We start from the raw sequence: 17,258 nt of genomic DNA on the forward strand, positions 1-17,258 counted from the left end.
TTACGTGCGGTTTTGAACGTTCAAATTTTTCTTTAGACATAATAGTCCCTCTGGATAAAGGTCATTGGTACAAAGCACCATTGGTTTACGCTTACCGACCGGTAAAAAGTAATAGGGAGACTAAAAAAGGAATGTGGTGCTGATAGGCAGATTCGAACTGCCGACCTCACCCTTACCAAGGGTGCGCTCTACCAACTGAGCTATATCAGCACTGTGGAGCGGGCAGCGGGAATCGAACCCGCATCATCAGCTTGGAAGGCTGAGGTAATAGCCATTATACGATGCCCGCATCAAACCTTTGGAAGACGACCTACTACCAAAATAAATGGTGGGGGGGGACGGATTCGAACCATCGAAGCTTTCGCGGCAGATTTACAATCTGCTCCCTTTGGCCACTCGGGAACCCCCCCACACTGTCACCTTGTAACAAGGTGAAGCCTTACACTTAAGAGATGGTGCCGATTGCCGGAGTCGAACTGGCGACCTACTGATTACAAGTCAGTTGCTCTACCAACTGAGCTAAATCGGCATCGCTTAAGTGCTGCGCATTCTATGTAATGCATTTATTAAATGCAACAACCAAATGGAAAAAAAAACTAAGGATTGATGTGAACGCGCAAAAATCAGCCAGCAGGCTCAATTATTGGCCGCGTAGCGATACTTCACCGGCCATAAAGGCTTGTTGTTGGCCGTTTATTTCAAGCAGTAATTGGCCTTGCTTATCTACGCCTTTTGCCGTGCCTTTTAACTGTCGCTCCTCGGAGAAGCGCAAGCTTACTGCTTGATCCGCAAAAATATCGTAGCGATTCCAACGCTGCTGCAGTGCAGCGAAGCCCTGTAACCGAAATACCTCGAACATCTGATTCAAAGACTCAACAATGGCTATAGCTAAGTCGGTTCTGTTTAACGGGGACTTGGCATTAGTTTCTAACTGAGCGAAAGCTTGGTCAATTTGCTCTGCTTGAAGGCTGGCCACTCTAACATTCACTCCTAAGCCAACCACCAAACTAACTTCGCTATTAGCGTGACCTTGAAGCTCAATTAGTACTCCACCAAGCTTATCACCACCAAGATAAATATCATTTGGCCACTTTAAGCCTAAATCCTTAAAACCGGCCTTTTCTAATGCTTCTACAATCGCTAGCCCAACAGCTAAGCTTAAGCCCATGGCGGCTTCAATGCCATCCTGCAGGCGCCACAACAAAGACATACAAAGTTGACCCGCATAGGGCGTTTGCCATGCTCGCCCTCTCCTGCCGCGACCAGCACTTTGGTATTCGGCGAGAACCACTTGGCCATGCTCCACGCTGTCTATATTGCTCATTAACCAAGCATTGGTTGAATCAACCTGATCGAATACCAAGGGCATATTATTGGGTAAAGCCTGTTCTAAGACTTTAGAATCTAGCAGAGAGAGCGGCTGGGCCAAGCGGTAACCTTTGCCTTTCACACTGTAGATATCTAAACCCAAAACAGAGTACTGCTTGATATAACTAGCAATTGTGGTTCGAGAAACATCAAGTTGCTTAGCTAAGCTTTCGCCAGAGCAAAATTCACCTAATGAGAGAGCGCTTATCAGCTGATAAGGTTTACTCTGTTGCATCGGGCCTGCCTAATACTGTGCTTGGCTCAATCTCACCAGAGCGCGTAATAAAACGAACTTCTGGTTGCAGTAACACATTAAAGGATTGCCATACTTGCTGGCGAATGTGGCGACATAGTGCGAGTAAGTCGCTAGCTTTTGCATTGGCTTTGTTAACCAATACCAATGCTTGATCTTGATGCACTGCTGCACCACCTATTGAATAACCTTTTAGGCCAAGTTTATCAATTAGCCAACCCGCGGCTAGCTTAGCTTGTCCCTTGCTTGCTGGATAATTTGGCATCTCAGGGTAACGAGATAACAAGCTTGAAAGATGCCCTTGGCTAACCAGAGGGTTTTTAAAAAAGCTGCCAGCATTGCCTAGCATCTTAGGATCAGGCAGTTTGCTGATGCGCATTCTGCACACCTCTTCAAACACTGTCTGCGCAGACACACCTTCAGCTAGCTGCTGCAATCCACCATAGTCAACCTTTGCTAGCCATGACTTACTAAGCTTAAAGGTAACCTTGCTGATAATAACTTGGTCTTTTAGCTGAGCTTTGAAAATGCTGTCTCGATAAGCAAATTTGCACTGTTTACTGCTAAGAGTTTGCATGCTGTTAGTCAGCAAGGAGTAAAATTCAACCTCACTGCATACATCGGCTAGCTCAATGCCATAAGCGCCAATGTTTTGTACAGGAGACGCACCCACTGTTCCTGGGATCAGAGCTAAATTCTCTAAGCCCGGCATTCCTTGTGTAACGGTCCACTGCACAAACTGGTGCCAATCTTCTCCCGCTGCTGCTTTAATGGTGTAGCAGTCTGCGTCATCACTAACTTCAATGCCGCGTAATTTATTTACTATAACCAGCCCGTTAAAGTCTTCTAGCAGCAGTAAGTTAGAGCCTCCACCAATCACCATCCACGGCAGTTGCTTGGAGCCCGCCCAGGCAATGAGCTTGTTGATGTCTTCAGCATGTTTTAATTCAACAAAATGCTTAGCTTTAGCCACTAAGGCAAAGGTATTGTAGGGGCTTAAATCAACATCACTTTGTATCAAGGAAACTGCACTCATTTTCTTAAACGAACCCGACTTACTTCATGGTTAGCACTTTTCTCTAAAATCAAATCAGCGCGCTCTCGGGTGGGAAGAATATTCTCAATTAAATTTACGTGGTTAATTGAAGACCAGATTTGCTTAGCAATCTCTGCGGCTTCGCTTTCGCCAAGTCGAGCGTAATGATGGAAGTAGTTATTAGGATGAGTAAAAGCGCTAGCCCGTAACTTTTGAAAGCGTTCGATATACCAGGTTTCAAGAAGCTCTGGTTCGGCATCAACAAATATTGAAAAATCTAGGTAATCGGAAACAAATACCTGCCGAGGTTGATTGGGATAATCGCGGGCAGACTGCAACACGTTTAAGCCTTCAAGAATAACAATATCCGGCTGTTCTACTTTAATCTGCTTATCTTTTACGATGTTGTAGGAAAGGTGAGAATATACTGGCGCCGAAACACTCTCCTCTCCAGATTTAAGTGCCGCCACAAAATCGACCAAGGCTTTTTGATCATAACTTTCTGGGAAACCTTTACGCTGCATCAAGCCACGCGCTTCAAGCTCTTCGTTAGGCAATAAGAAACCGTCGGTGGTAACAATATCAACCTTAGGATGCTCCGGCCAACGTTGCAGCAGCGCCTGTAAGATCCGCGAAGTGGTACTTTTGCCGCCGGCTACACTACCAGAAACACCAATAATATAAGGGACATGTTTTCCACTACCCAAAAAATTAGCTAATACTTCTCGGCGGTCTTGGCGCGCTTTAACGTATAAGTTGAGCAAGCGAGATAACGGCAGGTAAATATCAACAACCTGAGGCAGGGACAGCGCTTCGTTAATACCACGAATGCTTTCTAGATCATCTTCGGTAAGAGTAAGAGGTACTGATTGACGGAGTGTTGACCAAGCTTCGCGTTCAAAATCTAAATAACTAAACGCATGCGGCGCGGTGGTGTAAGTTGCTGGCATGGGCCCTTCCTATATAGTGCGGCACAACCATATACCAAAACTAAATAACTCTCCAGCTTAAGGCAGGATTTAACCCTGTTTGCGGAATTTGTCTTCGCGTAAGGGAACTACTTTAGGGCTGCGTTCAACCAAATGAACAGAAGGTAGGTCGTAATCGTAAGCACGTTTGTTGCGGGCGACTTTATTAAATACTACGCCAGATATTTCTAAATCCATCCGCGCCAACTTATTCAAAGCATTCTCTATTGATTTGCCATCAGTTCGTTCCGCCTGCACAACCAACAACGTGGCGTCTACCGAAGGTGCGACCATAACCGCATCACTAACCTGCATTAATGGGCCGGTTTCAATAACAATGCGATCGTAGTGCTGACGCAGGCCCTTAAGCAACAGCTTGAACTTTTTAGAGGCTAATAAAGAGGTAGAGTGTCGGTCAATCAAACCTGCGGTTAGAACATCAAAACCTAACTGGTTATCACGGTGAATACATTGCGATACAGAATGAGTACGCGCGAGTAAGTGGGTTAAACCCGGTTGTGACAACGAGTAATTTAAGTAGGTAGAAACCGAAGCACGGCGTAAGTCAGCATCAATCAACAATACCTTTTCTACATCACTACAGGCCGAGGCTGTTTGGATGGTTAAACTGGTTTTGCCCTCACCTTCTAAAGCAGAGGTAAACAACACTACTTGGCCGCGGTTTGGCCGCATTTGTAAACGCGCTCGCAAAGAACGCAGTGGCTCACCCAACCAAGGGTGAACACCTTGTCTGAGCCATTTGTTGCTGCGCACCTTCACTTTTGGTACTTCAGCTATCACTTCAATACTTAGCGCATTTTCCAGCTCATCAACCGTTGAGAACGTACGTGACATAGCCTGTCTAAGTAATACAAACACCACACTCAAAATACCGGCAAGCATGCCGGCTAGTATCACGATGATTGCTTTCTTTGGTTTAATTGGAGACTCAGGGATCCGTGCGCTATCAACCAACTGAGCATAACCCCGGTTGAATCCTTCTGCTGCTTCGGCTTCCTTAAACTTCTCAAGGAAAGTGTTGTAAAGTCGGGTATTACTTTCTATCTCGCGAGTCAGTTGGTTAAAACGCGTTGTCTTGCGGCTAAGGTCTTGATATCTCACCTTAGCTAACCGTAAAGATTCTGATAAAGCGGCTTCGCGCGCAACAGCAGACTGATAGCTTTTCTCGATACCTGAGATAATAAAATCGGTTTGGCTGCGTAGCTCTAATTCAACCCTTGAGATCTCTCCCGTCAAGGACACACGCTTAGGGTGTTTAGGTCCATAACGCTTAGCTAAGTCGGCTTGTTCTAATTCCAGCTCAATCCGTCGGCGCTTAATATTTTGCACCATAGGATCACGTTGAATCTCACTTAGCGAGGTAAGTTTATTCAAATCGCCAGTGGCGGTGCGTCTTACTAGATTCCATAGCGCACTGGCCTCACTTTTAATCCGCTGAGCTTCCAGTTGCTGAGTTGTCAGTTGCTGCAGCTCTTTACCGATAAGCCCTAAGATACCTTCCTGATCAACCAGGTTTTCTTGCTCGCGATACAGCTGCAGCTCAACTTCTGAGCTCTGCAGGGCCGACTTTAAGCGATTCAGCTCTTGCAATAACCAGCCAATAGTTTGATCAGTGGCCGCTTCACTAGAACTTCGGTGATACTCAATATAGGCTTCTGCTACCGCGATAGATACTTGCTGAGCCAGTAACTTGTCCCAGCTTCTAAATTTGATTTCGACTAAACGACTTTTAGGTAACGGCGTTACCGATAATCGACTTTTAAATACCCTTAATATCTGAGCTTCACTTGGTGAGTTAGTGCTACTAAATTGAGAACTATAGCCAAGGGTAATGACCTGCCACCAATAACGCCAAGGGGCAATTGGTTTGCGTAAGAATTCAGGGTGATGTTGTAAATCTAACTTATGAATAACCGCTAATGCGATACGCTCAGAACGAAGAATTTCTGTTTCAGTATTAAAATATGCTTCAGCTTGGGTATCGAAGTTGTAGACATCTTCTACAGCTACCATTTTGGTTTGGCTGTAACCGATCATTAGCTTGGAGGATGCTTGGTATAAAGAAGGCAGTGCTTTTACATACAACATACTTAGCAGCAACGTGACCATCACAACCAAGATAATGTTTAATTTTGCTTGCCACAAAGTAACAAAGAGATGACGTAAATCGACTTCTTTGCTCTCTCTATTTTGTGACGACTTCTGCTCTTCCATGAACCTAAACGGTGACTCCATTACCTAATGTACTTCCTATAACTAACTGATACTGCCAGCTCAGCGGGCTACATGCAATTAGGAAATATCGGAATTGCAGGTGAAAAAAATGCTTCATGCTGCAAAAAACAATAATAATATAATTATTATTAATAAACGAAAAAAGGCTCCCAATGGGAGCCTTTTTCATAGTTTTAAAGCTTAGGCTTTAACTACTACGTCTACCAAAGTCCAAGACTTAGTCTTAGAGATTGGAGCACATTCTCTGATGGTAACTACATCGCCTTGAGCGGCAACGTTAGCTTCATCATGAGCGTGTAGCTTAGTAGTGCGTTTGGTGTATTTCCCGTAGATAGGGTGTTTAACCTGACGCTCAATAGCAACAACAATAGACTTGTCCATTTTGTCGCTAACTACTTTACCTTGCAATGTACGGATATCGCTCATTACGCACCTGCCTTCTGATTCAGAATTGTTTTCACACGCGCGATATCGCGACGTACGTTTTTAAGCAAGTGAGTTTGAGCCAATTGGCCAGTACTTGCTTGCATACGCAAGTTGAATTGCTCACGAAGCAGGTTTAGTAGCTCAGCTTTAAGCTCTTCAACACTTTTATCTTTAAGTTCGTTCGCTGTCATTACATCACCGTCCGCGTTACAAAAGTGGTGCTAATAGGTAACTTACGCGCAGCAAGCTCGAAAGCTTCGCGAGCAAGACCTTCTGAAACGCCGTCCATTTCATACAGAACTTTGCCTGGCTGAATTTGGGCTACCCAGTATTCCACGTTACCTTTACCTTTACCCATACGAACCTCAAGAGGCTTCTGAGTAATCGGCTTGTCTGGGAATACACGGATCCAGATTTTACCTTGACGTTTAATGTGACGAGTCATCGCACGACGTGCTGCTTCGATCTGACGAGCAGTAAGACGGCCACGACCAGTCGCTTTAAGACCGAAGTCGCCAAAAGACACGTTTTGTCCTTTGCCTAAACCACGGTTACGACCAGTGTGTTGCTTACGGAATTTAGTACGTTTTGGTTGTAACATTCCCGGTTCTCCTATTTAGCGTTGCGCTTGTTACCGCGCTTCGGCTTAGAAGGAGCTTCAGGTGCTGCAGCCACTGGCATTCCGCCAAGTACTTCGCCTTTAAAGATCCAAACTTTAACGCCGATGATACCGTAAGTAGTCAACGCTTCTGAAGTTGAGTAATCGATATCAGCACGTAAAGTGTGTAGAGGTACACGACCTTCACGGTACCATTCAGCACGAGCAATTTCTGCACCGCCTAAACGACCACTAACTTGAACCTTGATACCTTTAGCGCCTAGGCGCATTGCGTTTTGTACTGCGCGCTTCATAGCACGACGGAACATAACACGACGCTCTAGCTGGCTAGAGATAGAGTCTGCTACTAATTTAGCGTCTAACTCAGGCTTACGAACTTCTGAGATATTGATTTGCGCAGGTACGCCAGCTAATTTAGCTACGTTCTTGCGAAGTTTTTCAACATCTTCACCTTTCTTACCAATTACAACACCTGGGCGAGCAGTGTGAATAGTTACACGAATGCTCTTAGCAGGACGTTCAATAGTAATGCGAGATACAGAAGCGCTTTTCAATTCTTTAGTTAAGAATTGACGCACTTTGTGGTCGCTGTAAAGGTTATCTGCGTATTCACCTTTATCGGCATACCAGGTTGAATTCCATGGTTTTACGATACCTAGGCGAATACCATTAGGATGTACTTTCTGACCCATTGCTTATCTCCTAGTTATCAGACACAACCACAGTGATGTGGCTGGTACGCTTGATAATACGGTCGGCTCGGCCTTTAGCACGAGGACGAATACGCTTTAGAGTTGGACCATCATCTACGAAGATTTTGGTGATTTTCAACTCATCAATATCAGCACCTTCGTTGTGCTCAGCGTTAGCAATGGCAGATTCTAGAACTTTCTTAACAAGTCCTGCTGCTTTTTTGCTGCTGAATTGCAACGTAACAAGTGCTTTTTCAACTGGTAGACCACGTACTTGATCTGCAACCAGGCGAGCTTTTTGCGCAGAACCACGAGCAAAACGATGTTTAGCTAAAGCTTCCATTATTTAGACTCCTACTTCTTCTTCGCTTTCTTATCAGCAGCGTGGCCGCGATAAGTACGAGTTGGCGCAAATTCACCCAGTTTATGACCGATCATTTCATCGGTAACAAATACTGGAACGTGCTGACGACCATTATGGACAGCGATGGTCAAACCGATCATTTGTGGAATGATCATTGAGCGACGAGACCAAGTTTTCAATGGTTTCTTGTCCCCGCTTTCCACCGCTTTCTCTACCTTCTTCAACAAGTGTAGGTCAATGAATGGACCCTTCTTGAGAGAACGTGGCATGGCGATTCCCCTTATTTCTTAGAACGACGGCGTACGATATATTGATCCGTACTCTTGTTTTTACGAGTTTTGTAACCTTTGGTTGGAACACCCCATGGAGTAACTGGATGACGGCCACCAGAAGTACGACCTTCACCACCACCGTGTGGGTGATCAACTGGGTTCATTACCACACCGCGAACGGTAGGACGAACACCACGCCAGCGCGTAGCACCAGCTTTACCAAGTTTACGTAGCATATGCTCAGCGTTACCAACTTCGCCCAATGTAGCGCGACAATCAGATAAAACTTTACGCATTTCACCGCTACGTAGACGTAGAGTTACGTATGCGCCATCACGCGCTACGATTTGAGCGTAAGCACCAGCAGAACGTGCCATTTGGGCACCTTTACCAGGCTTCATTTCAATCGCGTGCACAGTAGAACCTACTGGCATGTTGCGCATTGGCAAACAGTTACCTGCTTCGATTGGTGCATCAACACCAGTCATTAGCGGAGTGCCTGCTTTAACACCTTTAGGTGCTAAAATGTAACGACGCTCACCGTCAGCAAACAATACAAGAGCAATGTTTGCGCTGCGGTTTGGATCGTATTCTAGACGCTCTACTTTCGCAGGGATGCCGTCTTTGTCATTACGTTTGAAGTCGATCATGCGGTAGTGTTGCTTATGACCACCACCGATATGACGAACGGTAATTACACCGCGGTTGTTACGACCACCAGACTTAGACTTACTTTCCAATAAAGGAGCGTAAGGCTTGCCTTTGTGCAGGTCTTGGTTAACCACTTTAACAACGTGGCGACGACCAGCAGATGTAGGCTTACATTTTACAATAGCCATTTAAGATACTCCTTACTCTGCGGCACCGGTGAAGTCGATGTCTGCACCTTCAGCTAAGGTTACATACGCTTTCTTCACGTCGTTGCGGCGACCAAAACGTGCTCCGTGACGCTTAGTTTTACCTTTTTGGTTCAAGGTAGTAACACCAGTCACTTCAACTTCGAATAGTTTTTCAACTGCAGCTTTGATTTCTGCTTTAGTAGCGGTTTTCACTACTTTGAATACGATAGTGTTATCGGCTTCAGCAGACATAGTGCTCTTTTCAGAGATATGTGGAGCTACTAGAACTTTCAACAAACGTTCTTCGCTGATCATGCTAACCACTCCTCAATTTGTTTAACTGCATCAGCAGTTACCAACACTTTATCAAAAGCAATCAAGCTAACTGGGTCAATACCAGCTACGTCACGTACGTCTACTTTATATAGGTTACGTGCGGCCAAGAATAAGTTTTCGTCAACTTCAGGAGTAACGATTAATACATCGTTAAGATCGAAGTCTTTCAACTTAGCAACTAATTCTTTAGTTTTTGGCGCTTCAACAGCAAATTTTTCAACCACAATCAAACGTTCTTGACGAACAAGTTCAGACAAGATGCTGCGGATTGCGCCGCGGTACATTTTCTTGTTAACTTTTTGGCTGTGATCTTGTGGCTTAGCTGCAAAGGTTACCCCGCCGCTACGCCAAATTGGGCTACGAATAGTACCGGCACGAGCTCGGCCTGTACCTTTCTGACGCCATGGTTTCTTACCACCACCTGATACTTCAGAACGTGTTTTCTGAGCGCGTGAACCCTGGCGAGAACCTGCAGCATATGCAGTTACTACCTGGTGAATCAACGCTTCGTTAAAGTCACGTCCGAAGGTAGTTTCGGAAACTTCAAGAGCGCTTTGCGCGTCTTTCAATACCAATTCCATTACTATCTCCTAACGTTACGCTTTAACAGCAGGTTTAATGATCACGTCACCATTGGTAGCGCCAGGTACGGCACCTTTAACCAAAATTAGGTTACGTTCAACATCAACACGTACAACATCTAGGTTTTGCGTAGTTACACGCTCAGCACCCATATGTCCGGCCATCTTCTTGCCCTTGAATACTTTACCTGGGCTTTGGTTTTGACCAATAGAACCAGGAGCACGGTGGCTCAAAGAGTTACCGTGAGTAAAATCTTGGGTAGCGAAGTTCCAGCGTTTAACACCGCCTTGGAAACCTTTACCTTTAGAAGTACCAGTAACGTCTACTTTTTTAACTTCATTGAACAAGTCAACTTTTAGCTCATCAGCTACGTTAACTTCTTCGCCTTCACCGTCTGCTAGACGGAATTCCCACAGGCCGCGACCCGCGTCAACACCAGCTTTAGCGAATTGACCCGCTTCTGGTTTGCTAACACGACTTGCTTTTTTAGCGCCGGTGGTCACTTGCAGAGCGCGGTAACCGTCGCTGTCCTCAGTGATAACACGAGTAACGCGGTTTGGCTCACATTCGATTACGGTAACTGGAATAGAAGCGCCATCTTCAGTGAAGATGCGAGTCATTCCAACTTTACGACCGATTAGACCAATCATTGTAAAAACCTCTTATTAAACAGACTCAGGCTTAGCCCAAGCTGATTTGCACATCTACACCAGCAGCAAGGTCAAGGCGCATCAAAGCGTCAACTGTTTTATCAGTTGGCTCAACGATGTCTACAAGACGTTTGTGGGTGCGAATTTCATACTGATCACGCGCGTCTTTGTTAACGTGCGGAGATACTAGTACGGTGTAACGCTCTTTACGAGTAGGTAGTGGGATAGGACCACGAACCTGAGCGCCAGTGCGTTTGGCAGTTTCTACGATTTCCGCAGTAGATTGATCGATCAGACGGTGATCAAATGCTTTCAAGCGGATTCGAATTCTTTGGTTCTGCATTGACAGAGCTCCAAATAAAAAATAAAAGAACCTAACACACACCAACGACATCCGATTCCAATATCTGGGGATGGTAGTGCATGCGACGAGTAACGTTTGCTTCCAAATCGGAAGCACTGTTAGTAGTTAACCGTTTAACCAGTTAACTGATGAATTGCCGAAACAACTCAGCCACTAATTTAGTGAGCCGCGGTATTATACTCAAGCACTGTTAAAAAACAAGCCAATCTACAAATTTTGTTCAATCGCTAACCAAATCACCTTCACACAACAGCGGGAATCTTTAAGCAGCTCGCAAAACCTTAATAGTTGTAAGCCTATAATATTCAACAACAAGCATTTAAAAGAGCTAGTATGAATACCCAACATAGCTTACTGATTGTTAGCCAACACCCTTGGCCAAAGCAGCTGGAGCATGAAGATGCTCCCTGGGCCTACTGGCAAACTAAGACCTTTCCTAATTCCCAACAACTCTCAGAGCACCAACTTGCGCTCGTCGTTGTAGATATAGCCTTACTGCAAAGCCCAGAAAACAACGCCAGCCTAAGGCATTTGCTCAGTCTGCCTACAACAGAAACGGCTAATGTGCTGTTTTATGCCGACAAGCTACCCAGCGCTAAACGATTATGCGAGTTAGTTAATCAGTTCACGCCGATGCACATACTCTCTCCAGAAGACTCTGACAGTGAGTTGATTGAGCAGCTAAGATTGCATTGGCCAATTGCCGAACACCACCAGCAGCAACGTTGGCTAGAAAAACAATTGGCCGAGCATGTTGCTCAGTTTCGCGCTAACTTTTTTGATTACACCGCACTTAGTGACCAAGAGTTATCCAACCAAGTTATTTCGGCACTGTATGCCTTTTTTAAGAATAACGATGAAGACCACTTGTGCCGAACTTACAGTGCCAACCATTTACTAACCCAAGAAGGAAAAGCCAATCAGTTTTTGTGGTTTATTGCCAAAGGAGAAGTGGTTTTAAAGAAACAACAAGACCAACAAACCTTAGAAGTTGCCCGCATGCAGGCTGGCTCATTGGTAGGAGGCATGTCCTTTGTAACTGGCGAACTCGGTTTTACTAGCGCAGTGACCACCATGCAAACCGATGTGATTAAGTTAGATAGGGTCACGTTTGCCAAGGTATTGGATTCTAGCAGCCACTTATTGCCTTTGTTTACCAACTTGTTGTTGCGACATTTTAATCGGCGTCTACAAAAAAGCATTCATACCAAACTTACCTTACAAAGTACGCTCAACTCATTAGATTCTGCCCACGAACAGCTCATAGAGAAAGAGAAGATGGCAGTGCTCGGTCAGCTCATCTCTGGCATTGCTCACGAACTAAATAATCCGGTTGCCGCCATTACCCGCGGCAGTGACACTATCGCGAAGCAATTGCCTAAGGTACTTAACAGTCCGCTTAGTGATGCACAGCAAGCGTTGGGTCAACAGCTGCTCGAAGCAGCTTTTACCCTAACACCTATGTCTACTAGCGAGATTCGTCAGCGTAGCAATAACTCAATCGATTTATTTGGTGATGCCATAACCGCCAGAAAGGCTGTAAGCATAGGCTTAGATAAACCAGACCTCAGGCAACAGTATTTACAGTGTGCAAGCACCTCCGATAACGTAGAGCTAATAAACGCCCTATCTAGCTTCCATCAAATTGGTAATTTTTTACGCAATATTCAAGTCTGTGCGGCACGTATCGCAGAGCTAGTTAAAGGCTTAAAACACTACGCAGGGCAAGATCCGGAGCAACCGGTACTCGCCGATTTAAATGAAGGCATTGCTGAAACGCTAGTGATCTTAGAAAACCGATTACGCGGCTTCGAAGTAGAGTGTAATTACGGTTTATTGCCAGTGTATCGTTGTCACCCAATCGCCTTACAACAAGTTTGGACTAACCTCATTGCTAACGCTTTAGATGCCATGGAGAGTCGTGGCAAACTAAGTATTAGTAGTCAATATGTAGAAGCCTCACCTAGCTATATTTCAATTGTTATAGAAGACACCGGCCCCGGGATAAAGCCCGAGATTATTGAGAAGATTTTCCAGCTAAATTTCACCACCAAACGAGAAGGTAATTTTGGCCTTGGTATAGGCTTAACCGTTTGCCAACAAATAGTTGCACAACATTTAGGCAGAATCGAAGTGGAATCTGAGCTAGGACAATTTACCCGTTTCATTATTACCTTACCATTAAACCAACAATAGGACTTAGAGGAGTCGCACCATGGAACAACTACTGATTTTGTGTGTTGATGATGAACGCGAAGTATTGGATAGCGTTCTTAACGATATAGCCCCTTTAAGCCCACCATTTACTATAGATGGCGCCGAAAGCGTTGCGGAAGCACGCCAAGTGATTAATGACTTTGAAGCGCAAGGCGGCAAGCTAGCCTTAATTCTTGCCGACCACATCATGCCCGATGAGTTAGGCATCGATTTTCTCATCGACCTCAACCACGCTAGCACCAGTGAATCAGCTAAAAAAATCCTATTAACTGGGCAGGCTGGTCTGCACGACACCATAGAAGCGATTAATCGAGGTGGACTAAATTACTATCTCGCTAAGCCATGGTCAGAAGAGCAACTGCTTAACATCATTAAAGAAAAGCTAACCGATTTTGTTATTGAGTATTGCGACAACCCTATGCCCTTTGCTCAGGTACTAGACGGAGAGCGGATCTTTAGTCATATGAACCAACACCGCCTAGATCTAGGTAATTAACAAAATGTCAGTAGAGATTGCTTGCTGCTTAGATAAATTTGTTTAATGGCTTTATTATAAAAGCAGGATTCTAGAGTTATACCTATCACGCTAGGTAAGTGATTAAAAATAACGCAGGAAAAATACTCGAGAATAAGGCAGGATTTTTCGATAAGTAGTTATTCTACAATCAAAAATTCTAACGCAGTTATCCAGTATTTTAACCAGATAGAATGAACAGGTACTTAGTACGATTGGTATTAGGCAAAGTTATGAATTACGAACAACTAAAAGCGTATTTAATGGGCAAACCTGAGGTGACCCAAGATTTGCCCTTTGCCCCCGATGTGCCGGTATTTAAAGTTCGCGGGAAAATGTTTGCTCTAGTAGGTTGGAAAGACGGCGTAATGAATATGAACTTAAAATGCCAACCCGAGCAAATCGATGCGCTGATCGATATTTATCCCGCCATCACCCGTGGCTATCATATGAATAAACGCCACTGGCTAACTCTTTATTTTGATGGAAGTGATGCCGAACAAGAAGCCTTGCGTTTAATTGATAACTCGTTTGAGTTGGTGGTTAAAGGCATGAACAAACAGGCTCAGCAACAACTGCTAGGCGCAAGGTAATCTTGACTCAGCCGTTAAGGTTAGCCTTTAAGCTAGTGCAATTTGGCCTGATTTTGGCGTTATCTGCATGCTCTAGTAATGATAATAAGGCTGCCAGCTCAATTCCTTTAAAAATCGCTTACTGGCCACATCCTGATGTGAGCACAACACCTTTACCACAACTTAAAGTCGCTACGCTAAACCTTGCCCATGGACGTAAACATGCACTTAATCAGCTGCTGGTGAACGGCGATACCACCAAAAAGAATTTGTTAGATATAGCCACTTACTTACAACAACAAAATATCGACATTGTGGCTTTACAAGAAGCAGACGCAAGTTCATCTTGGTCTGGCGGCTTTGACCATGTTGCTTACCTCGCTCAACATGCTGGCTATCGCTGGTATGCACATAGCATTCACAGCAGCAGTAAGTTGGCGAGCTATGGCACCGCCATTCTTTCCAAATATCCTATTAGTGAAGCGCTTGCGGTTAACTTTGCACCTAGCCCGCCCACTACCAGTAAAGGCTTTACCCATGCACGCATAAGGCTTAACTCTGAGCAGAGCCTTGATGTAGTTTCTGTGCACCTAGATTTTTCTCGCGCCAGTATTCGCCAGCAACAACTTGAGCAACTCAATAAACAACTAAATGATACGGTAAATCACACCATTATCATGGGCGACTTTAATAGTGAGGGGCAGCTAGACAAGCCAGATGAAGTAAACCACTTTCTTCAGCATAGTCCTTACCGAGCGTTTGAGCTGGGTAGCAAGGCCTTAGCCAGCTATAAAAACAAACGCTTAGATTGGATTTTTCTTTCTAAAGACCTAAGTTTTATTGACTACCAAGTTGGGCCAGATAGCTTATCTGACCATCGCCCAGTAATTAGCCTTATTCAAATTCCGGCACACTAAACGATAATAGAAACAGCAATAAAAAAGCCTCGCGATGCGAGGCTTTGGCAACACAAACGATGACTGTTAAGCCACGTTTTGCTTATGAATAAGTGTGCTGTTATCAATGATGAACTCTAAAGCAACTTCATCACAGGCATGCTGACGAGGACAAATATCGCAATCTTTCATCACTTTCTCTGGCAACATGTTTTTAGAGGTTGGGCTAAAGCCTAACTTCATGAAGAATTCTGGCACTCGAGTTAGTACAAATACCTTCTCGATTTCCATTTTCTTGGCTTTCTTCATTAAGTGCTGCACCATTGCACGACCTTGGCCAACACGCTGTGAGCCTGGGTTTACACCCAATGAGCGAATCTCTGCTAAACCAGTGTCATAAAGGTAAAGCGATGCACAGCCGGTAACTTTGCCAGCTTGCTCACTAACCGTGAAATCACCAATTGCTTGAACTAGCTCCGGACGAGGACGAGGCAAATTTTCACCGGCTTGTGACCAGTAATTTACCATCTCTTCGATGTTGTCTAAATCGGTCATGCGGGCAGAACGTACATACAAACCTTTTACGTTTCGTTTTGATAAACGTACTTCTGCTTCGGTGAGAGCATGTTCAACTTGCTCAGGCGCTACACCACCTAGAGCTTGGCGCTTCGCAAGAGTAGATTCTAACGATAAGTTTGGATAAACGTCATCTTCAATCTCTGGTGCTAGCTCTTTAAACTCAGCTAAGCTTAGCTCTTCTAGCGGCACACCTTTTTCTATGGCTTTCACTACCGCAATACCCACAATATGGTGAGCCTCGCGGAATGGGATGCCTTTCGCCACTAGATAGTCGGCAAGCTCTGTGGCATTAGAGTAACCACCTTTGGCAGCTTCGGTAGTGGTTTCTTCGTGCACGTTCATATCATCAAGCACGAGCTCTGCCATAGCTAAGCAGTCGCCCCATGTATCTAGCGCGTCGAACAAGCCTTCTTTGTCTTCCTGCATGTCTTTGTTGTAAGCCAAAGGCAATGCTTTTAAGGTCATCATAATGCCAGACAAAGAGCCGTAAACTCGACCGGCTTTACCACGAATAAGCTCTAGCGCATCGGGGTTTTTCTTTTGTGGCATTAATGACGAGCCAGAAGTCACTTGGTCTGACAAATCAAGGAAGGCAGACTCACCTGAGTTATAGAAGATTAAATCTTCAGCCATGCGACTTAGGTGAATCATGCTAATAGATGCAGTAGAAATAAGCTCAACCACATGGTCGCGATCCGATACCGAATCTAAGCTATTACGTGTTGCGCGGCGAAAGCCTAAATCTTTAGCAATTTGCTGGCGATCCATTGGGTAAGCAGTACCGGCAAGCGCACCACAACCAAGCGGACAAACATCTACCCTGCTTAGCGCATCTTGCAAACGTGAATAATCACGTTCAAACATTTCTACATAGGCCATTGCCCAGTGAGAAAAAGTTACCGGTTGGGCACGTTGTAAGTGAGTGTAACCTGGCAGAACAGTGTCTTGCTGCTGGCGCGCAAATTTAACCAGTTTTTGTTGCAGCTTGTCTAAATGCTCAAGAAGTTCAACTCCTTGGCTTTTACACCACAATTTTAAATCGGTAGCAACTTGGTCATTACGGCTGCGGCCGGTATGTAGCTTTTTACCTAAATCACCTACCCGTTGAATCAGTTGAATCTCAACCCAAGAGTGAATATCTTCGGCATCGCTACCCAAAATTTGCTGTGGGTTTTCGGCGACTTGCTTACCTAAATCTAATAACGCGTCTTCAAGTTTGCTTTGCTCATCTTGTGTGAGAACGCCAACACTTAATAAGGCCTTAGACCAGGCAATAGAACCCGTTATGTCTTGTTCCGCTAAGCGGTAATCAAAACGTAAAGAATCGTTGAACTGCTTAAATCTGGTATCTGCAGCTTGGCTAAAACGCCCACCCCACAATGCCATTTTACTCTCCATTTATTATTGCAAAGACCTCAGAGCAACTTGCCTCTGAGGTCTAAGTATTCCTGCTTA

General features: G+C 44.8%; 20 protein-coding genes and 4 tRNA genes. 4 read left to right on the forward strand and 20 right to left on the reverse strand.

Annotated features, from left to right (window positions below):
• Positions 1-134 precede the first annotated feature (134 nt).
• The 19 genes from ACYFDN_RS10850 to rpsJ all read right to left on the reverse strand — a co-directional run bounded on the left by ACYFDN_RS10850 (position 135) and on the right by rpsJ (position 11,004).
• A tRNA-Thr gene (locus ACYFDN_RS10850) sits at positions 135-210 on the reverse strand.
• A gap of 4 nt (positions 211-214) precedes the next feature.
• Positions 215-289, reverse strand: a tRNA-Gly gene (locus ACYFDN_RS10855).
• Between the two features lie 37 nt (positions 290-326).
• A tRNA-Tyr gene (locus ACYFDN_RS10860) sits at positions 327-410 on the reverse strand.
• Between the two features lie 43 nt (positions 411-453).
• Positions 454-529, reverse strand: a tRNA-Thr gene (locus ACYFDN_RS10865).
• A gap of 111 nt (positions 530-640) precedes the next feature.
• The gene (birA, locus tag ACYFDN_RS10870) at positions 641-1,603 is read right to left on the reverse strand and encodes a bifunctional biotin--[acetyl-CoA-carboxylase] ligase/biotin operon repressor BirA (protein WP_483511099.1); all 963 of its coding nucleotides are present in this window, start codon (positions 1,601-1,603) and stop codon (positions 641-643) included.
• Entirely contained in the window at positions 1,590-2,657 is a 1,068-nt protein-coding gene (murB, locus tag ACYFDN_RS10875; protein ID WP_483511100.1) for a UDP-N-acetylmuramate dehydrogenase, read from the reverse strand. The genes birA and murB overlap by 14 nt, the downstream gene beginning before the upstream one ends.
• Entirely contained in the window at positions 2,654-3,607 is a 954-nt protein-coding gene (gene coaA / locus ACYFDN_RS10880; RefSeq protein WP_483511101.1) for a type I pantothenate kinase, read from the reverse strand. Before coaA ends, murB begins: the two co-directional genes overlap by 4 nt.
• 69 nt (positions 3,608-3,676) lie before the next feature.
• A complete protein-coding gene (locus tag ACYFDN_RS10885) occupies positions 3,677-5,881 on the reverse strand; it encodes a GumC family protein (RefSeq protein ID WP_483511102.1) in 2,205 nt (734 codons plus the stop codon).
• A 180-nt stretch (positions 5,882-6,061) separates the two neighbouring features.
• A complete protein-coding gene (gene rpsQ, locus ACYFDN_RS10890) occupies positions 6,062-6,307 on the reverse strand; it encodes a 30S ribosomal protein S17 (RefSeq protein WP_016403503.1) in 246 nt (81 codons plus the stop codon).
• Positions 6,307-6,498: a 50S ribosomal protein L29 gene (rpmC, locus tag ACYFDN_RS10895; RefSeq protein WP_016403502.1), complete on the reverse strand. Its 192-nt coding sequence runs from the start codon at positions 6,496-6,498 to the stop codon at positions 6,307-6,309. Before rpmC ends, rpsQ begins: the two co-directional genes overlap by 1 nt.
• A complete protein-coding gene (gene rplP, locus ACYFDN_RS10900; protein WP_016403501.1) occupies positions 6,498-6,908 on the reverse strand; it encodes a 50S ribosomal protein L16 in 411 nt (136 codons plus the stop codon). The genes rpmC and rplP overlap by 1 nt, the downstream gene beginning before the upstream one ends.
• 11 nt (positions 6,909-6,919) lie before the next feature.
• Positions 6,920-7,618, reverse strand: a complete 699-nt coding sequence (gene rpsC / locus ACYFDN_RS10905) for a 30S ribosomal protein S3 (protein WP_016403500.1) — start codon at positions 7,616-7,618, stop codon at positions 6,920-6,922.
• 10 nt (positions 7,619-7,628) lie between these two features.
• Entirely contained in the window at positions 7,629-7,961 is a 333-nt protein-coding gene (rplV, locus tag ACYFDN_RS10910) for a 50S ribosomal protein L22 (RefSeq protein ID WP_016403499.1), read from the reverse strand.
• A gap of 11 nt (positions 7,962-7,972) precedes the next feature.
• Positions 7,973-8,251 (reverse strand): 30S ribosomal protein S19, encoded by a 279-nt coding sequence (gene rpsS, locus ACYFDN_RS10915; protein ID WP_026959667.1) that lies wholly within the window; start codon positions 8,249-8,251, stop codon positions 7,973-7,975.
• Between the two features lie 11 nt (positions 8,252-8,262).
• Positions 8,263-9,093, reverse strand: a complete 831-nt coding sequence (gene rplB / locus ACYFDN_RS10920; RefSeq protein WP_016403497.1) for a 50S ribosomal protein L2 — start codon at positions 9,091-9,093, stop codon at positions 8,263-8,265.
• Positions 9,094-9,105: 12 nt separating this feature from the next.
• Entirely contained in the window at positions 9,106-9,408 is a 303-nt protein-coding gene (gene rplW / locus ACYFDN_RS10925) for a 50S ribosomal protein L23 (protein ID WP_016403496.1), read from the reverse strand.
• On the reverse strand, positions 9,405-10,010 hold the full coding sequence (gene rplD, locus ACYFDN_RS10930) for a 50S ribosomal protein L4 (RefSeq protein ID WP_016403495.1): 606 nt from the start codon (positions 10,008-10,010) through the stop codon (positions 9,405-9,407). Before rplD ends, rplW begins: the two co-directional genes overlap by 4 nt.
• Before the next feature lie 15 nt (positions 10,011-10,025).
• Entirely contained in the window at positions 10,026-10,661 is a 636-nt protein-coding gene (gene rplC, locus ACYFDN_RS10935; RefSeq protein ID WP_016403494.1) for a 50S ribosomal protein L3, read from the reverse strand.
• Between the two features lie 31 nt (positions 10,662-10,692).
• Positions 10,693-11,004 carry a 30S ribosomal protein S10 gene (gene rpsJ, locus ACYFDN_RS10940; RefSeq protein WP_014290685.1) on the reverse strand — a complete coding sequence of 104 codons (312 nt, stop codon included), beginning with the start codon at positions 11,002-11,004 and terminating at the stop codon, positions 10,693-10,695.
• Positions 11,005-11,358: 354 nt separating this feature from the next.
• On the opposite strand from rpsJ, the gene ACYFDN_RS10945 reads away from it, so the two are divergent.
• The 4 genes from ACYFDN_RS10945 (at position 11,359) to ACYFDN_RS10960 (ending at position 15,245) form a co-directional block, all read left to right on the forward strand.
• Positions 11,359-13,221, forward strand: coding sequence for an ATP-binding protein (locus tag ACYFDN_RS10945; RefSeq protein WP_483511103.1), 1,863 nt, complete (start codon positions 11,359-11,361; stop codon positions 13,219-13,221).
• Between the two features lie 19 nt (positions 13,222-13,240).
• Entirely contained in the window at positions 13,241-13,738 is a 498-nt protein-coding gene (locus ACYFDN_RS10950; RefSeq protein WP_483511105.1) for a response regulator, read from the forward strand.
• A gap of 251 nt (positions 13,739-13,989) precedes the next feature.
• Positions 13,990-14,349, forward strand: coding sequence for an MmcQ/YjbR family DNA-binding protein (locus ACYFDN_RS10955; RefSeq protein WP_483511106.1), 360 nt, complete (start codon positions 13,990-13,992; stop codon positions 14,347-14,349).
• A gap of 2 nt (positions 14,350-14,351) precedes the next feature.
• Positions 14,352-15,245 (forward strand): endonuclease/exonuclease/phosphatase family protein, encoded by an 894-nt coding sequence (locus ACYFDN_RS10960; protein ID WP_483511107.1) that lies wholly within the window; start codon positions 14,352-14,354, stop codon positions 15,243-15,245.
• A 66-nt stretch (positions 15,246-15,311) separates the two neighbouring features.
• On the opposite strand, the gene argH is transcribed toward ACYFDN_RS10960, so the two are convergent.
• Positions 15,312-17,189, reverse strand: coding sequence for an argininosuccinate lyase (gene argH, locus ACYFDN_RS10965; RefSeq protein ID WP_016403487.1), 1,878 nt, complete (start codon positions 17,187-17,189; stop codon positions 15,312-15,314).
• Between the last annotated feature and the right edge of the window lie 69 nt (positions 17,190-17,258).

The sequence above is a fragment of the Agarivorans sp. D1326 genome, from assembly GCF_056958115.1.

Excerpts from the sequence above, each read along its gene's own strand:
- birA (WP_483511099.1), bottom strand. The coding sequence starts at position 1,603 with ATGCAACAGAGTAAACCTTATCAGCTGATAAGCGCTCTCTCATTAGGT.
- murB (WP_483511100.1), bottom strand. The coding sequence starts at position 2,657 with ATGAGTGCAGTTTCCTTGATACAAAGTGATGTTGATTTAAGCCCCTAC.
- coaA (WP_483511101.1), bottom strand. The coding sequence starts at position 3,607 with ATGCCAGCAACTTACACCACCGCGCCGCATGCGTTTAGTTATTTAGAT.
- ACYFDN_RS10885 (WP_483511102.1), bottom strand. The coding sequence starts at position 5,881 with ATGGAGTCACCGTTTAGGTTCATGGAAGAGCAGAAGTCGTCACAAAAT.
- rpsQ (WP_016403503.1), bottom strand. The coding sequence starts at position 6,307 with ATGAGCGATATCCGTACATTGCAAGGTAAAGTAGTTAGCGACAAAATG.
- rpmC (WP_016403502.1), bottom strand. The coding sequence starts at position 6,498 with ATGACAGCGAACGAACTTAAAGATAAAAGTGTTGAAGAGCTTAAAGCT.
- rplP (WP_016403501.1), bottom strand. The coding sequence starts at position 6,908 with ATGTTACAACCAAAACGTACTAAATTCCGTAAGCAACACACTGGTCGT.
- rpsC (WP_016403500.1), bottom strand. The coding sequence starts at position 7,618 with ATGGGTCAGAAAGTACATCCTAATGGTATTCGCCTAGGTATCGTAAAA.
- rplV (WP_016403499.1), bottom strand. The coding sequence starts at position 7,961 with ATGGAAGCTTTAGCTAAACATCGTTTTGCTCGTGGTTCTGCGCAAAAA.
- rpsS (WP_026959667.1), bottom strand. The coding sequence starts at position 8,251 with ATGCCACGTTCTCTCAAGAAGGGTCCATTCATTGACCTACACTTGTTG.
- rplB (WP_016403497.1), bottom strand. The coding sequence starts at position 9,093 with ATGGCTATTGTAAAATGTAAGCCTACATCTGCTGGTCGTCGCCACGTT.
- rplW (WP_016403496.1), bottom strand. The coding sequence starts at position 9,408 with ATGATCAGCGAAGAACGTTTGTTGAAAGTTCTAGTAGCTCCACATATC.
- rplD (WP_016403495.1), bottom strand. The coding sequence starts at position 10,010 with ATGGAATTGGTATTGAAAGACGCGCAAAGCGCTCTTGAAGTTTCCGAA.
- rplC (WP_016403494.1), bottom strand. The coding sequence starts at position 10,661 with ATGATTGGTCTAATCGGTCGTAAAGTTGGAATGACTCGCATCTTCACT.
- rpsJ (WP_014290685.1), bottom strand. The coding sequence starts at position 11,004 with ATGCAGAACCAAAGAATTCGAATCCGCTTGAAAGCATTTGATCACCGT.
- ACYFDN_RS10945 (WP_483511103.1), top strand. The coding sequence starts at position 11,359 with ATGAATACCCAACATAGCTTACTGATTGTTAGCCAACACCCTTGGCCA.
- ACYFDN_RS10950 (WP_483511105.1), top strand. The coding sequence starts at position 13,241 with ATGGAACAACTACTGATTTTGTGTGTTGATGATGAACGCGAAGTATTG.
- ACYFDN_RS10955 (WP_483511106.1), top strand. The coding sequence starts at position 13,990 with ATGAATTACGAACAACTAAAAGCGTATTTAATGGGCAAACCTGAGGTG.
- argH (WP_016403487.1), bottom strand. The coding sequence starts at position 17,189 with ATGGCATTGTGGGGTGGGCGTTTTAGCCAAGCTGCAGATACCAGATTT.